This is a genomic window from Brevundimonas sp. CEF1, from assembly GCF_051353055.1.
Lineage (GTDB): Bacteria > Pseudomonadota > Alphaproteobacteria > Caulobacterales > Caulobacteraceae > Brevundimonas.
This window is the reverse complement of sequence record NZ_CP195593.1, coordinates 1,676,770-1,691,344: the sequence shown is the minus strand read 5'-3', so window position 1 is coordinate 1,691,344 and position 14,575 is coordinate 1,676,770. Positions and strand designations below refer to the sequence as shown.

Here is a 14,575-nt window from a genome sequence, read left to right as displayed (position 1 = left end):
ATAGAAAATCTGATGGCCTAGCCGACGAAGGCGCGTTCCAGCACATAGTCGCCGGGTTCGGCGTTCGAGCCTTCGCTCAGGCCGTGGCTTTCCAGCAGGGCCGCCGTCTCGCGGATCATGGCGGTCGAGCCGCACAGCATGACCCGGTCCAGGGCCGGATCGAACCGGCCTTCCAGCCCCAGGTCGCGGAAGAAGTCGCCGCTGACGATACGATCAGTGATCCGCCCCGGCCGCTCGAACGCCTCGCGCGTCACCGTCGGATAATAGGTCAGCCGTCCTTGCGCCTGCTCGCCCACCAGTGGGTCCTCGAACAACTCGCTCTGCAGGAAGTCGCGATAGGCCAGGTCCGCGACCTGACGCACCGTATGGGTGACCACCACCTGCTCGAACCGCTCATAGGTCTCAGGGTCGCGCGCTACGCTAAGCCAGGGGGCCAGGCCGGTGCCGGCGCCGATCAGGAACAGACGACGCCCCGGCTTCAGAGCGTCCAGCACCAGGGTCCCGGTCGGCTTCCTGCCCAGCAGCACCTCGTCGCCGGGCTGGATATCGACCAGACGCGACGTCAGCGGCCCGCCTTCGACGCGGATGGAGAAGAACTCCAGCTCGTCCGACCACGACGGGCTGGCGATGGAATAGGCCCGCAGCGTCGGCTTGCCCGCGCCGTCCAGCGACGGCAGGCCGATCATCACGAACTCGCCAGAGCGGAAGCGGAAATCCTCAGGCCGGTCGATGGCGAAGCTGAACAGATGATCGGTCCAGCGCCGCACCCAGCGCACCCGTTGCGGGGTCCAGGGCGCGGGCGCCGCGACACGGGAACGTTCCAGAACTGCGACTTCGCTCACGATCGACCTCCTGTTTGAAGGCCTTCGACATAGGGCGGGACGCGCTCGCCGTGGAAACGATCAATCCTGTTTCGAGCCTGCAGAAAATCTGCTGGTCGATTTATAGCTGGTCCAGATTGTTGTCGTAGTCGATGGCCTGCCGCTTCAGCCAGGCCACAAAGGCCTTGGTTCCTGGCGAGGCCGGGCGGTCCCGCGGCATGACCACGAAATAGGCGAAACCCAGCACCTGGCTGCCGTCCGGGAAGGGCGCGACCAGACGCCCGGTGGCGAGGTCCGCCTGGGCCAGGCTGCGCTTGGCCAGGGCCACGCCCCGCCCCGCAGCCGCCGCCTCGATCAACATGCTGGACTGGTCAAAGCGTGAGCCGCGCCGCGCATCGGCATGGCTGGCGTGCCGGGCCTTCAGCCACATGGCCCAGTCGGGGCGCGAGGCGTCGCCGTCTTCGGACATGTCGTGCAGCAGGGTGTGCCGGGCCAAATCCTCGGCGGTGCGGATCGGATGCGGCGCGGCCATCAGGGCGGGCGAGCAGACGGGGATCACCGTCTCGGTCAGCAGGCGCTCGACCACGTGGCCCGGATAGTCGCCCGGGCCATAGCGGATGGCCAGATCGACCTTGCCCTTGCCGACCGTCACCGGCTCCATGTCCGCCGAAATCCATACCTCGATGTCCGGGTGGGCGGCGTGGAAATCATCCATGCGCGGCATCAGCCACTTGGACGCAAAGGACGGCGCCACGCTAATCGCCACCGTCCGGTTCAGCGGCGGTTCGCGCAGGATGGCCGAGGCGTCCATCAGCCGCTCGAACCCCTCGCGCAGCAGAGGCGTGGCCGCCCGGCCCAGTTCCGTCAGTTGCAGTCCGCGCGCCTCACGCGTGAACAGTGGCCCGCCGATGATCTCCTCCAGCAGGCGGATCTGCTGGCTGACCGCCCCCGGCGTCACCGACAGCTCATCCGCCGTCCGCGAGAAGTTGAGATGCCGCGACGCGCTTTCAAAAGCACGCAGGGCGTTGAGGGGCAAAAGCGGTCGAACCATGCGCTTGTAGAAAACCTATCAGGGCGGCGAAGACAATCTGGTTTGTGGAAGGATCGTGCACGACGGATGCTGAATGTCGAGCCGCCACGCAACAGCGCCAGCGGATGACAGCAGATCATGGAACAGGCCGATGCGCGTCTTTCTGGCATCCATCCCCTTGGACGAGACGAAAATCGTCGTCGTCGGCGCGGGCGAACCGGCCCTGGCGAAGCTGCGCCTGTTCCTGAACAGCCCCGCCGATCTGGTCTGGTTCACCCCTGACGGCGCGCCCGCCTTGCTGGAAACGCCGGCCGGTGCGCCGACACCGATCATGCGCACTCCCGACGCCGACGACCTGACCGGCGCCCGCCTAGTCTTCATCGCCCTGCATGACGTGGCCCTGGCCCGCCGCATCGCCGAAGCCGCGCGCCAGCTCGGGGCCCAGGCCAATATCGTGGATCAGCCCGGCTTCAGCGACTTCCACACCCCGGCCCTGATCGACCGCGACGAGGTGGTCGTGGCCGTGGCGACGGGCGGGAACGCCCCCATCCTGGGCCGCGACCTGCGCTCGCGTATTGAAGCCGTCCTGCCGCAAGGCGTGGCTTCGGTCGCGCGGCTGGCGGGCGAGCTGCGCGGGGCGGTGAAGGAATCCATCCCCGACTTCCTCGACCGTCGTCGCTTCTGGGAGCGCGCCTTCCGCAGCCCCGCCGCCGACCTCGCCGCCGACGGCCGCATGGCCGAGGCCCGCCGCGAGATGGTTCGCCTGCTCAACGTCGCCGCAACGCCGCGTAGTGAGGCCGCCCCAGGCATCGTCCACATCGTCGGCGCTGGGCCTGGCGACCCCGAGCTGCTGACGCTGAAGGCCCTGCGCGCCCTGCAGGACGCCGACGTCATCATCCACGATAAGCTGGTCTCGGCCGAGGTGCTGGACCGCGCCCGCCGCGACGCCAAACGCATCTATGTCGGCAAGTCGCGCGGCGACCATTCGGTGCCTCAGGATCAGATCGAGCAGTTGATGATCGAGGAGGCCCGCGCCGGCCACCGCGTCGTGCGCCTGAAGGGCGGCGATCCCTTCGTCTTTGGACGCGGTGGCGAGGAACTGGAGGCCGTCCGCGCCGCCGGGATCGAGGCCATCGTCGTGCCGGGGATCACCGCCGCCCTCGCCTGCGCCGCTTCGACCGGCCTGCCCCTGACCCACCGCGACCACGCCCAGGCCGTGACCTTCGTCACCGGCCAGGCCAAACCGGGCGGTCAGGGCGCCGACTGGACCCGTCTGGCCGCGCCGAACCACACCCTGGCCGTCTATATGGGATTGGGTCAGGCCAAGGAGATCGCCTCCAGCCTGATCGCCGCCGGTCGTGACGGGGCCACCCCGGTCGCGGTGGTCGAGAACGGCAGCCGCCCGGATCAGCGCACCTTCAAGGGTCGTCTCGACGACCTCGCCGCCCTGGTCGCCCGCATGGACCTGACGGGCCCCGCCCTGCTGTTCATCGGCGAAACCGCCGCCCTGGCTGTCGCCAGCGACGAGCACGCCATGATCGAGGCCGCGGCATGAAACTGCTGACCGCCAACCGGCTGAACGACGGCCGAGTCATCTATCTGGGCGAGGCCGACGCCGTGGTCGAGACCATCGACGCCGCCCGCCCCCTGGACGCCGAGGCCGCCGAGGCCGCCTTGGCTCAGGCCCAGTCGCGCCCGGCCGTCTTCGTCAATCCCTACCTGATCGAGGTCGAGGGCCGCGCCCCCGCCGGTCGCGACCGGCTGAAGGAGCGCATCCGCTCGGCCGGCCCCACCGTCGGCCACAGCCTCGACCACGCGCAAAACGAGATCGCCTGATGTACCGCTATGACGAGTTTGACGCCGCCCTGGTCCGCGAGCGCATCGCCGAGTTCAGCGATCAGGTTGATCGCCGCAACAGCGGCGCGTTGACCGAGGATGAGTTCAAGCCCCTGCGGCTGATGAACGGCGTCTATCTGCAACTGCACGCCTATATGGCGCGGATCGCCGTCCCTTACGGCGTCATGAACAGCCGCCAGATGCGCCAGCTGGCCCATGTCGCCCGCACCTATGACAAGGGCTACGGCCACTTCACCACCCGCACCAATATCCAGTTCAACTGGCCCGCGCTGCAGGACCTGCCCGCCATCCTCAGCGATCTGGCCGAGGTCGAGATGCACGCCATCCAGACCTCCGGCAACTGCATCCGCAACGTCACGACCGATGTCTTCGCGGGCGTCGCCGCCGACGAGATCGAAGACCCGCGTCCGTGGTGCGAGATCATCCGCCAATGGTCGACCATCCACCCGGAATTCTCCTTCCTGCCGCGCAAGTTCAAGATCGCCATCGTCGGCGCGCCCAAGGATCGGGCGGCGATCCGCACCCACGACGTGGGCCTTCAGATCGTGCGCGGCGAGGACGGTCAGACGGCCTTCCGCGTCTTCGTCGGCGGCGGTCAGGGGCGTTTGCCCCACATCGCGCAAGAGATTGCCTCGGCTGTGCCCGGCCGCTCCCTGCTGGCCTATCTGACCGCCATCTTGCGCGCCTACAACCTGCTGGGGCGGCGCGACAACATCCACAAGGCGCGGATCAAGATCCTGGTCGCCGCCATCGGCATCGACGCCTTCCGCGAGGAGGTCGAGCGCCAATTCGCCATCCTGCGCCATGAAGACCTGCGTATTCCCGACGAGGAACTGGCCCGCATCCAGGCCTATTTCACCCCGCCGCCGTTCAAGGCCCTGCCCGCCGTCAGCCCCGCCTATGACGCCGCGCGCCGCCTGAACCTGGAGTTCGCCCGCTTCACCCGCTCGAACCTGCGCGATCACAAGCAGTCGGGATATGGCGCGATCATCGTCTCGCTGAAGCCGGTCGACGGCGTCCCCGGCGACGTCACGGCGGAGCAGATGGAGGTCGTCGCCGATCTGGCCGCGCGCTTCTCGTTCGACGAGGTCCGCGCCTCCTATGAGCAGAACCTCGTCCTGCCCCATGTCCGGCTGGAGGACGCCCACGCTGTATGGAGTCGACTGCGCGAGGCCGGTCTGGCCACCGCCAACGCCGATCTGGCCACCGACATCATCGCCTGCCCCGGCCTGGACTATTGCAGCCTGGCTAACGCCCGCTCCATCCCGGTGGCCCAGGCCCTGTCGCGCCAGCTGGCCAACGCGGACCTGCAGGAAAAACTGGGGCCGGTGCGGATCAACATCAGCGGCTGCATCAACGCCTGCGGCCACCACCACGTTGGCCACATCGGCGTCCTCGGCGTCGATCGTAAGGGCGAGGAATACTATCAGATCACGGTCGGCGGCTCGCCGGACGAGCAGGCGGCGCTGGGCGAAATCGTCGGCCGCAGCCTGCCCGCCGACGAGGTCGCCCCCGCCATCGCCCGTGCGCTGGATCGCTATCTGGAGGTCCGCCACGACGGCGAGCTGTTCGTCGACACCGTCCGCCGCCTCGGCGCCGATCCCTTCCGCACCGCCATCTATGAGCCGATCGATGCAGTTGCTTGAGCAAGCCCAGGACGGCGTCCGCCTGAGCGTATCGACGCCCGAGGAAGACATCCGCGCGGCGGCGGCGGCCAACGACAGCCTGATCCTGGAGTTCGAGGCCTTTCGCGACGGACGCGGCTTCTCGCTGGCCGCCATCCTGCGCGGTCAGGGCTACCAGGGCCGCCTGATTGCCGCCGGCAAGGTCCTGCCCGATCAGGTCCGGCACCTGCGTCGCAGCGGTTTTGACGCGGTCGAACTGGCGCCCGGCGCTGACGCCGCCCCCTGGCGACGCATGGATCAGGTCTTCAGCGCGGCCTATCAGTCCGCGTCCGGCGACGACCGGCTGGTCTGGCGTCAGCGTCATGCCGCATCCGCCAACGACGACGCCGTCGCGCTGGCCGCGCGTCTCAACGCCCAATGGGGCGAGGCTGACGCCGAAGACCTGCTGATCGCCGTTCTGGACCCGGCGCTGGGCCGCAAGGCCGCCGCCATCTCCTCCTTCGGGGCCGAGGCGGCGGTGCTGTTGCACCTGATCTCGCGGGTGCGGCCCGACCTTCCGGTCGTCTTCCTCGAGACCGGTCAACACTTCTTCCAAACCCTAGCCTATCGCCGCGACCTGGCGAGCCGCCTCGGCCTGACCGATGTGCGCGACATCACCCCCGACGCCGCCGCCCTGTCCACGGCCGACCCGCGCAGTGACCTGTGGCGCAGAGCGCCCGACGCCTGCTGCGCCGTTCGCAAGGTCCAGCCCCTGGCCCAGGCCCTCGCCGGGTTCGACACGCGGATCACGGGCCGCAAACGCTATCAGAACCCCCAGCGCGCCGACCTCATGCCGTTCGAGGCCGTCGGCGGGGTGCTGACCGTCAATCCTCTGGCCCAGTGGTCGGTCCAGCAGATTGAGGGCTGGCTCCGCGATCACCAACTGCCCCGGCACCCCCTGGTGGAGCAGGGCTACCCCTCCATCGGTTGCTGGCCCTGCACCCGCGCGGTCGAGCCCGACGAAGAGGCCCGCGACGGCCGCTGGGCGGGCCAGGAAAAGACTGAGTGCGGCATCCACGGACGGAGCCTGGCGCCGGTCTGTTGACGCTGACCACAGCCCCTTCACCCGTTCCCATTTCAAGACCTGATTTCAGAGACATACCGTGTCCATCGCCAGCATCGTCAACCTCATCGGCGACACGCCGCTGATCCGCCTGAACCGCCTGTCGGACGCCACCGGCTGTGAGATTCTGGGTAAGGCGGAATTCCTCAACCCCGGCCAGTCCATCAAGGACCGCGCCGCCCTGTCCATCGTGCAGAAGGCCAAGGCCTCGGGCGCCCTGCGCCCCGGCGGCGTCATCGTCGAGGGCACGGCGGGCAATACCGGCATCGGCCTGGCCCTGGTCGGGGCGGCGCTCGGCCACCGCGTGGTCATCGTCATGCCGCGCACCCAATCGGAAGAGAAGAAGCTGGCCATCCGGGCCCTGGGTGCACGTCTGATCGAGGTGGACGCTGCCCCCTTTTCCAGCCCCAACCACTTCGTCCACTATTCCGAGGAGGTGGCGCGCAAGCTGAACCTCAGCGAACCCCACGGCGCCTTCTGGGCCAACCAGTTCGACAACACCGCCAACCGCGCAGCCCACTATGAGGGCACCGCCGCCGAGATCTGGGAGCAGACAGGGGGCAAGGTCGACGCCTTCATCAGCGCTGTCGGCAGCGGCGGCACTCTGTCCGGCGTCGCCGCCTTCCTGCGCGAGCGCAATCCGGCGGTGAAGATCGGTCTGGCCGACCCGGCGGGCGCGGCCCTGTTCAACTGGTTCACCCAGGGCCAGATGACCGGCGAAGGCAGTTCGATCACCGAGGGCATTGGCGTGGCCCGCATAACCGGAAACCTAGAAGGCTTAACACCGGACTTCTCTTATCGCGTGGAAGACGCTGAATTCCTGCCCATTCTGTTCGACCTCGTGACCCACGAAGGCCTGTCCCTGGGCGGGTCGTCGGGGGTCAATCTGGCCGGCGCCGTGCGCCTGGCCCGCGACCTGGGGCCGGGCAAGACCATCGTCACCGTCCTGTGCGACCCGGGCACGCGCTACGCCTCGCGTCTGTTCAACCCGGCCTTCCTGCGCAGCAAGGGCCTGCCGACCCCGCAATGGATCGCCGAAGATGTGCGGGAGGTGGCGTAATGGCGAACTTCATGCCGGATCGGCGCGGTCTTCTGCTCAGCGCTGGAGCTTTAGCTCTCACTGGGTGCGCACAGACCAAGGGGGCCGAGGCCGCCCTGCTCAATGTCTCCTATGACCCGACGCGTGAGTTCTACCGCGCCTATAACGAAGCCTTCCTCACCCGCTGGCGTGAAAAGGGCGGCGCGCCCTTCGCCATCGAGCAGTCGCACGGCGGATCGGGCAAGCAGGCCCGCGCCGTCATCGACGGCCTGCCCGGCGACGTGGTCACCCTGGCCCTGGCCTCCGACATCGACGAGATCGCCGCGCGCGGCCTGATCAAGCCCGACTGGCAGACCCGTCTGCCGAGCAACGCCGCCCCCTACACCTCGACCATCGTGTTTCTGGTCCGCAAGGGAAACCCCAAGGCCATCCACGACTGGCCCGACCTGCTGAAGCCAGGCGTCGAGGTCATCACGCCCAATCCCAAGACCTCGGGCGGGGCGCGCTGGAACTATCTGGCGGCCTGGGCCGACGCCCTGCGCCGTCCAGGCGGGACCGAGCAATCGGCGCAAGCCTTCGTCACCGAACTGTTCCGTCGCGTTCCGGTGCTGGACACCGGCGCGCGCGGATCGACCACCACCTTTGTCCAGCGCGGCATCGGCGATGTCCTGCTGGCCTGGGAGAACGAGGCCTTCCTGGCCGCGCGCGAACTGGGCCCGGATCAGGTCGACATCATCGCTCCGCCCTTCTCCATCCTGGCCGAACCGCCGGTGGCGGTGGTCGACAAGGTCGTGGACCAGAAGGGCACGCGCGATCGCGCCGAGGCCTATCTGGCTCAGCTCTACGACGAACCGGCCCAGGTCCTGGCGGCCGAGCACTACTACCGCCCGCGCAACCCGGCCGTCGCGGCGCGCTTTGCCGATCGCTTCCCGCACCTGACGCTGGCCGACATATCCGACTTCGGCGGCTGGAGCGCCGCGCAGAAGCGCCACTTCGCCGACGGCGGCGTCTTCGATCAGATCTATCAACCCGGCCGACGACCATGACCCGACAGGCCGGCCCATTAGTCTGGAAGGCGCACAGCCCCCTGCCCGGCTTCTCCCTCTCGCTGGGGTTCACCCTGGCCTATCTGTCGTTGTTCGTCCTCATCCCCCTGGCCGCCCTGGCGATCAGGCCGTGGGAGAACGGGCTGGACGGAGTCGTCGCGGCCATCACCTCGCCGCGCGCCCAGGCGGCCCTCAGGCTCAGCTTCGTCGCCGCCGCAGTCGCCGCCGTCGTCAACGCCGTGATGGGCGGCCTGCTGGCCTGGGTGCTGACCCGCTATGAGTTTCCGGGCAAGCGACTGGCCGACGCCGTGATCGACCTGCCCTTCGCCCTGCCGACGGCGGTCGCGGGTATCGCCCTGACCGCCCTCTATGCCCAGAACGGCCCAATCGGCGGCCTGCTGTCGCCGCTGGGGATCAAGATCGCCTACACCCCCGTCGGCGTGGTCGTGGCCATGGTCTTCGTCGGCCTGCCCTTCGTCGTCCGCTCCATCCAGCCCGTGCTTCAGGACCTGGATCAGGAGGTTGAGGCGGCAGCCGAGACCCTGGGCGCCTCGCCGCTTCAGACCGCCACGCGCGTCATCCTGCCCGCCATCCTGCCCGCTCTGCTGTCCGGCGTCGGCCTGGCCTTCGCGCGCGGGGTCGGGGAATACGGTTCGGTCATCTTCATTGCCGGCAACATGCCGCTGCGGTCAGAAATCGCCCCCCTGCTGATCGTCACCCAGTTGGAGCAGTTCGACTACGCCGGCGCCGCCGCCATCGGCCTGGCCATGCTGTGCCTGTCCTTCCTCATTCTGTTGAGTTTCAACGGCTTGCAGACAGCTCTTGCGAGGCGGGGCGCATGACGGCTGAAGCCCTTCCCTCCGCCCCTGCCTCCGTCTCGCCCAGACGAGGCCTGGGCCGCGGCCTGCTGATCGGCCTGGCCTTGCTGTGGTTGGTCCTGATCGTCCTGGCCCCGTTGGGCGTCATCCTGGTCGAAGCCCTGCGCAAGGGCGCGGGCGCCGCCGTCGCCAGCCTGTCTCAGCCCGACGTCTGGGCGGCCGCCCGGCTGACCCTCGTGACCACGGCGATCGCCACGCCTCTGAATGCCGTCTTCGGCCTGGCCGCCGCCTGGTGCGTCACCCGGTTCGACTTCATCGGCAAGACATTGCTGATGGCCCTGATCGACCTGCCGCTATCGGTGTCGCCGGTCATTTCGGGCCTGGTCTGGGTCCTGCTGTTTGGCGCCTCGGGCTGGTTCGCGCCCTGGCTGAACGCGGCCGGGCTGCAGATCATGTTCACGCCCGTCGCCATCATTCTCGCGACCATCCTCGTGACCCTGCCCTATGTGGCGCGCGAACTGATCCCCTTGATGCAGCAGCAAGGATCGGACGAGGAACTGGCCGCCCTGACGCTGGGCGCGCGTCCGTCCGCCATCTTCTTCTTCATCACCCTGCCCAACGTGCGCTGGGCCCTGCTTTACGGCGTGCTGCTGGCCAACGCCCGCGCCATGGGCGAGTTCGGGGCCGTCTCGGTCGTGTCCGGCCATATACGCGGCCTGACCAACACCCTGCCGCTGCACGTCGAGATTCTTTACAACGAGTACGACTTCGTCGGCGCCTTCGCGACCGCCGCCCTGCTGGCGGTTCTGGCGCTCGTGACCCTGGTGCTGAAGTCCTTCCTCGAGCACCGCCACGCCGACGACCTCGCCGCGAGGGGGCGGCGCTGACATGACCCTCGACATCCAATCCATCACCCGCGCCTATGACGGCCTGCCCGCCCTCGACGACGTCAGCCTGACGGTCCGCGACGGCGAGTTCCTGGCCCTGCTCGGCCCGTCCGGCTCTGGCAAGACCACGCTTCTGCGCATCATGGCCGGACTGGACCGCCCCTCCGCCGGACAGGTGCTGTTCAACGGCGAGGACTTCCTGGCCCTCAGCCCGCGCGAGCGCCGCGTCGGCATGGTGTTCCAGAGCTACGCCCTGTTCCGCCACATGACCGTGGCTGACAACATCGCCTTTGGCCTGAAGGTGCGCCCGCGCGGATCGCGCCCCGGCCGCGCCGAGATCACCGAACGGGTTCAGGACCTTTTGCGCCTGATCCAGCTTGAGGGCTTCGGCGGCCGCTATCCCAGCCAGCTGTCCGGCGGTCAGCGCCAGCGCGTCGCCCTGGCCCGCGCCCTGGCCATCGAGCCGCGCCTGCTGCTGCTGGACGAGCCCTTCGGCGCCCTGGACGCACGCGTCCGTCGCGACCTGCGTCGCTGGCTGCGTCAGGTCCACGAACAGACGGGCGTGACGACGGTCCTGGTCACCCACGATCAGGAGGAGGCTCTGGAACTGGCCGACCGTGTCGCCATCCTGCGCCAGGGCCGCATCGAACAGGTCGATACGCCGCAATCCCTCTACGACCGTCCTGCTTCGGCCTTCGTCCATGACTTCCTCGGCGAGGGTTTGCAGCTTGATGCCACCGTGGCGCGCGGCGAGGTCGTGTCGAGCGACTGGCGCGCCCCCTCGCATGCCGCCGCCGGCGACGCCTTCCTCTGCATCCGTCCGGAAGATCTGGAGGCCGCCGACAGCGGTCTGGTCGGCGTGGTCCTGTCCAGCCTGAGGCGCGGCGACCGCGCCCGCGTGGCGGTGTCCCTGCATGGCCGTCGCCTGGAACTGGAACGGCCCGTCGGCGATCCTCTGACGACCCTGCCGCCCGGCGCGTCGGTCCGCCTGCATCCCCGTCGTTTCCATGTCCTGGCGAAAAGCGCATGAGCGGGCCGACGGTCGCCGTCATCGGCGCTGGCTTCAGCGGCCTGCTGACCACCCTCAACCTCCTGCGCATGTCGCCCGACGTCTCAGTGCAGTTGATCGAACGACGCGGCGTCTTCGGCCTCGGCCCCGCCTATGCCACCGGCAACCCCAAGCACCTGCTCAACGTCCGCCTATCGAACATGAGCGCCTTTCCCGACCAGCCGCGCCATCTGGCCGACTGGATGGCCGAGCAGCCCGCCTGGTTCGCCCGCGACGACTTCATCACGCGCGGCGACTACGGCCGCTATCTGGCGCATCTGCTGGATCAGGCCTTGCGTCCCGACCGCGACGGCGCGCGCCTGACCCTGATCCGAAGCGAGGTCAGCGCCATCCGTCCCCATGAGGGCGGCTGGAAGATCATGCTGGATGGCCGCAGTTCGACGACAGCCGACGCCGTGGTCCTGGCTCAGGGCAATCTCAGCCCCGCCGCACCGTCCGGCCTCGACCCAGATCTGGTCGACTCGGGCCGTTACCTGAGCGATCCGTGGAGGGCGTTGGACGCCTTGCCCGACGACGCCAGCGACATCCTGCTGGTCGGGGCCGGCCTGACCATGGTGGACGCCGCCATCGCCCTGCGTCGTCCCGGCCGGCGCTTCACTGCAGTCTCGCGCCACGGCCTGCTGCCACGCAGCCACGGTTCGACGACCATGCCGCCGCGCCGACGCACCTATGTCGGCAGTCCGGCCGAGGTGTTCAGACAAGCTCGGGCTGCCGCCCGCGTCGACGACTGGCGCACAGTCGTCGATGACGTGCGTCATTCCGCACGTGATCTATGGTCTTCCTGGCCCCTGCCTCAACGCAGCCGCTTCCTGCGCCACCTGCGCGCGCTATGGGACAATCACCGCCACCGTCTGGCCCCTGGCGTCGCCCGCGAGGTCACGGCCATGCTGGCGTCAGAGGAGCTTGAGATCACGGCCGCCCGCATCACCGCGCTCAGGCGCGACAAGGACGAGGTCGAGGTCGTGCTGAAGCACCGGGGCGACTCGCAGCCTCGCCCCTACCGTTTCGACGCGGTCATCAACTGCTCCGGCCCTACTGGCGACGTCGCGCACAGCAAGGAACCACTTCTGACCGACCTGCTGAAGCAGGGTCTGGCCGCTCCCGCGCCGCTCGGGCTAGGCCTCGCGGTTGATCCGCAGGGGCGGCTGATCGACGGCCGAATGCTGGTCCACGATCGCCTCTTCGCCATCGGCCCCCTGACACGCGGCCTGTTCTGGGAGTCCACCGCCGTTCCCGATCTACGCGAACAGGCCGTGAGCCTGGCCTGCCACGTCGTAAACGCCATCCGGAAAGACACGGCGTCGCTTGGCGATTTTTCAGGAACGGCCCTGCATCTGGCCGGATCGGCCCACGACAACGCCCTCACCGCGTGAACAGGATCAGCTCGAGCCGACGTCGCCCAACGCTGGGACGCGACTGCCCGCCTGATCGAACAGACCCGACAGATCAGCGCGCCGGCTGAGGAGGCTCTCCAGCGTATAACCGTCCAGCACCTGCATGAAGGCAGCCAGGGCCTGATGCAGCGCACCGGTCAGGCCGCAGGCGGGCGCGATGATGCAACTGCCGCAGTCGACCAGATCAAAGCCGTCTTCCGTGTGCCGGACCACAGCGCCGATATTGATTTCGATGGGCGCCCTGGCCAATCGCACCCCGCCGAACCGCCCGCGCACGCTGACCAGATAGCCGGCGTTCACGAGGTCGCTGACCACCTTCATCAGGTGGTTCTGGGAAATGTCGTAGGCTCCCGCGATTTCGGAGATCGAGCACAGACGCTCGGGCCGCGCCCCCAGATAGAGCAGCACCCGCATCGCATAGTCAGTGTAGCGCGTCAGGCGCATCAGGCTCTCCGATCACGCGTCACCTCGCCGCACGGCATTTTATATGCATTTCGTTTGCTTGTTTCAAACGCAGGTCTATAGATGCATTGTTGATGCATGTTTTAGGCAAGGCCGATGAACGACCCAGGGCGTAGCTACAACCGTGTGACAGACGGTCCGTCCGACTGCAGAGCGCCCGACAGCAAAGCCTAGCCGCTTCCCCTACCCTCACACCCCTACTCTGGAGACCTCTGATGGCCGAAGCCCTCAGCGAGCGCACGATCGCGCTTGTCAAAGCCACCGTTCCCGCCCTCGAAGCTCACGGCCTCGACATCGTCCGCGAAATGTATTCGCGGATGTTCCAGAACCCCGAGATTCGTGACCTGTTCAACCAGTCACACCACGGCGACACAGGATCGCAACCGCGCGCCCTGACCGGCGCCATTCTGGCATACGCCAGCAACATCGATAACCTCGGCGCCCTGGCCGCCGCGGTCGAGCGCATCGCCCAGAAGCACGTAGGGCTCCAGATTCTGCCCGAACACTATCCGCACGTCGGAAACGCCTTGCTGGGAGCCATCGCCCACGTCCTAGGGGATGCGGCGACCGACGAGATCATGACCGCCTGGGGCGAGGCCTATTGGTTCCTGGCCAACATCCTGATCACCCGCGAAGCGGCGCTCTATGAGAGTCTGGCGGCGGCCGAAGGCGGCTGGAACGGCTGGCGGGCCTTTGAAGTGATCGAGGTGCGTCCCGAAAGCTCGGTCATCACCTCATTCGTGCTGAAGCCCAAGGACGGGGGCCCGGTGCTGCGTCACCGCCCCGGTCAGTATCTGACCTTCTGGTTCGATGTGCCCGGCCATGCCCCGGTCAAGCGCAACTACTCCATTTCCAGCGCGCCGAACGACGAAACCTATCGCATCTCGGTGAAGCGCGAGGACAAGGGACTGGCCTCCGGCTGGCTGCACGACAACGCCCGCGTCGGCATGGTGTTGAAGGTCGGCGCCCCGGCCGGCGACTTCTTCCTGCCCGAAGCGCCGCAACGGCCCGTCGTCCTGCTGTCCGGCGGCGTCGGCCTGACCCCGATGGTCTCCATGCTGGAGACCATCGTCGCCGAGAATTTGGATGCCGAGGTCCACTATGTCCACGGCGCGCGCGACGCGGCCTCCCACGCCATGGGCGAGCATGTTCGCGCCCTGACCGCCGCCCACCCCAAGGCCCGCAGCACGGTCTTCTATGAAACCGCCGCAGCGAACGACGCCGCGCGCCATGATCGACAAAGCGTGATCTCAGGCGCCTGGCTGGCCGAGCAGACGCCGATCCATGAGGCGGACTACTATCTGTGCGGACCCCGCCCCTTCCTGCGCGCCCTGGTGTCGGACCTTGCCGCCGCCGGCGTGCCGACGGATCGGATCCATTACGAGTTCTTCGGCCCCGCCGACGAAAACCTCGCCGCCTGACGCT

14 protein-coding genes are annotated in these 14,575 nt (G+C 68.1%); 11 read left to right on the top strand and 3 right to left on the bottom strand.

Translation table 11 applies throughout. The features are described from left to right. Window positions 1–17: 17 nt before the first annotated feature. Both ACR9FL_RS08830 and gcvA read right to left on the bottom strand, forming a co-directional pair. On the bottom strand, window positions 18–824 hold the full coding sequence (locus tag ACR9FL_RS08830) for a ferredoxin--NADP reductase (protein ID WP_436358135.1): 807 nt from the start codon (window positions 822–824) through the stop codon (window positions 18–20). Window positions 825–942: 118 nt separating this feature from the next. Then, entirely contained in the window at window positions 943–1,872 is a 930-nt protein-coding gene (gene gcvA / locus ACR9FL_RS08825; protein WP_296173812.1) for a transcriptional regulator GcvA, read from the bottom strand. 130 nt (window positions 1,873–2,002) lie between these two features. On the opposite strand from gcvA, the gene cysG reads away from it, so the two are divergent. Genes cysG through ACR9FL_RS08775 form a run of 10 tightly spaced genes read left to right on the top strand, consistent with a single transcriptional unit; the run spans window position 2,003 to window position 12,667 of the window. Then, entirely contained in the window at window positions 2,003–3,406 is a 1,404-nt protein-coding gene (gene cysG, locus ACR9FL_RS08820) for a siroheme synthase CysG (RefSeq protein WP_436358025.1), read from the top strand. Beyond that, window positions 3,403–3,687 (top strand): DUF2849 domain-containing protein, encoded by a 285-nt coding sequence (locus ACR9FL_RS08815; protein WP_296173805.1) that lies wholly within the window; start codon window positions 3,403–3,405, stop codon window positions 3,685–3,687. The genes cysG and ACR9FL_RS08815 overlap by 4 nt, the downstream gene beginning before the upstream one ends. Next, complete coding sequence (locus ACR9FL_RS08810) at window positions 3,687–5,354, top strand: nitrite/sulfite reductase (RefSeq protein ID WP_436358024.1); 1,668 nt, start codon at window positions 3,687–3,689, stop codon at window positions 5,352–5,354. Before ACR9FL_RS08815 ends, ACR9FL_RS08810 begins: the two co-directional genes overlap by 1 nt. Then, on the top strand, window positions 5,341–6,417 hold the full coding sequence (locus ACR9FL_RS08805; RefSeq protein WP_436358023.1) for a phosphoadenylyl-sulfate reductase: 1,077 nt from the start codon (window positions 5,341–5,343) through the stop codon (window positions 6,415–6,417). The genes ACR9FL_RS08810 and ACR9FL_RS08805 overlap by 14 nt, the downstream gene beginning before the upstream one ends. 58 nt (window positions 6,418–6,475) lie before the next feature. Then, complete coding sequence (locus ACR9FL_RS08800) at window positions 6,476–7,495, top strand: cysteine synthase A (protein WP_436358022.1); 1,020 nt, start codon at window positions 6,476–6,478, stop codon at window positions 7,493–7,495. Then, on the top strand, window positions 7,495–8,520 hold the full coding sequence (locus ACR9FL_RS08795) for a sulfate ABC transporter substrate-binding protein (RefSeq protein WP_436358021.1): 1,026 nt from the start codon (window positions 7,495–7,497) through the stop codon (window positions 8,518–8,520). The genes ACR9FL_RS08800 and ACR9FL_RS08795 overlap by 1 nt, the downstream gene beginning before the upstream one ends. Then, the gene (gene cysT / locus ACR9FL_RS08790; RefSeq protein WP_436358020.1) at window positions 8,517–9,362 is read left to right on the top strand and encodes a sulfate ABC transporter permease subunit CysT; all 846 of its coding nucleotides are present in this window, start codon (window positions 8,517–8,519) and stop codon (window positions 9,360–9,362) included. The genes ACR9FL_RS08795 and cysT overlap by 4 nt, the downstream gene beginning before the upstream one ends. Continuing rightward, entirely contained in the window at window positions 9,359–10,225 is an 867-nt protein-coding gene (gene cysW / locus ACR9FL_RS08785) for a sulfate ABC transporter permease subunit CysW (protein WP_436358019.1), read from the top strand. The genes cysT and cysW overlap by 4 nt, the downstream gene beginning before the upstream one ends. A gap of 1 nt (window position 10,226) precedes the next feature. Beyond that, window positions 10,227–11,255, top strand: a complete 1,029-nt coding sequence (locus ACR9FL_RS08780) for a sulfate/molybdate ABC transporter ATP-binding protein (protein ID WP_436358018.1) — start codon at window positions 10,227–10,229, stop codon at window positions 11,253–11,255. Then, on the top strand, window positions 11,252–12,667 hold the full coding sequence (locus ACR9FL_RS08775) for an FAD/NAD(P)-binding protein (protein ID WP_436358017.1): 1,416 nt from the start codon (window positions 11,252–11,254) through the stop codon (window positions 12,665–12,667). The genes ACR9FL_RS08780 and ACR9FL_RS08775 overlap by 4 nt, the downstream gene beginning before the upstream one ends. A gap of 6 nt (window positions 12,668–12,673) precedes the next feature. Here ACR9FL_RS08775 and ACR9FL_RS08770 read toward each other — a convergent pair whose 3' ends face one another. After that, window positions 12,674–13,132, bottom strand: coding sequence for an RrF2 family transcriptional regulator (locus ACR9FL_RS08770; RefSeq protein WP_296173791.1), 459 nt, complete (start codon window positions 13,130–13,132; stop codon window positions 12,674–12,676). A gap of 233 nt (window positions 13,133–13,365) precedes the next feature. Here ACR9FL_RS08770 and hmpA point away from each other — a divergent pair, with 233 nt between their 5' ends. Continuing rightward, window positions 13,366–14,571, top strand: coding sequence for an NO-inducible flavohemoprotein (gene hmpA, locus ACR9FL_RS08765; protein WP_436358016.1), 1,206 nt, complete (start codon window positions 13,366–13,368; stop codon window positions 14,569–14,571). Window positions 14,572–14,575 lie beyond the last annotated feature (4 nt).